Source organism: Bartonella sp. AA1HLJMS (assembly GCF_042197445.1).
Taxonomy (GTDB): Bacteria; Pseudomonadota; Alphaproteobacteria; order Rhizobiales; family Rhizobiaceae; genus Bartonella.
Genome location: NZ_JBHIRW010000228.1, coordinates 1 through 976 on the forward strand (window position 1 = coordinate 1; position 976 = coordinate 976).

General features: G+C 34.5%; 1 pseudogene. It reads right to left on the reverse strand.

The features are described from left to right. Positions 1–536: 536 nt before the first annotated feature. Positions 537–734 (reverse strand): annotated as a pseudogene (locus tag ACFIQE_RS10800) (ABC transporter); the annotation flags it as partial. Between the last annotated feature and the right edge of the window lie 242 nt (positions 735–976).

Below are 976 nucleotides of genomic sequence, written 5' to 3' on the forward strand. Positions count from 1 at the left end.
TACACTTTCCTAATCCCCTCAATATTACTACAGCCCCTAAAACTTGGGACGCTTCATGAAGAGGACTTATTCTTTCTTTAAGTATTTTTACTTCACGCAATCTTCCCTGCTTGGTATATGCAAGAGACATGGTTTTGACTAATGCAACATAATCAAATTTGAAACGAGAAATTCCATGTAAGATCTTTCATGAAAAACAATGAGTTATCCTTATAAATCAACGTGACAGTGCTGTTATGAAGAGAACTCCTCGCTCATCTTAATAGTCCATAGCGATTTAACTGGATATCGTTTTATATTCTATACACAGAAGTGTCTTTATAAAAATACTTCATCTCAGGCAAAAAAAAAAGAACAGCCTATTAAAAAAGAAAAACATCTCAATGCTTGCCTTTCTTTTTTCCATGAGAGTTTCAAATTGATAAGCCTGTCTGAAAAGAGTGCTGTTTATGCCCTTAAAAATACTGCTCTTGTATCAAGATCACTTACTCAGATGAGAATTGCAGTTTAGCCAAATGCGCATAAACATTATTTTTTTATAATGAGTTGTGTGTTCCTTCTTCCACAAAAGCGCCTTTATCTATCACGAGAATACGATCAGCTTTTAAAATTGTTGCCAAACGATGGGCAATGACCAAGGTTGTACAATTTTGCATCAATCCTTCTAAGGCATTTTGCACTAACTTTTCACTGTTTGCATCTAAAGAAAATGTTGCTTCATCAAGCAGCAACATTTTGATTTATAATAATAATTCATTATTTTATAGGTTGAATGAGAATCCCGAATACCGTAAGATTCTCTCATTTCAAACCTGTTCCATGGTGAACCAATCAAAACCATGTTTTTTGCACGTACCAAGCGGAGAGAGCCCACGTGAATAAAAAACTATTAAGAAAGAACTTAAAATGCCTATAATAAATTATCTCAAGTGCCAAGGGCTGTAGCAACATCCACGAGTTGGCAAATATAATGATG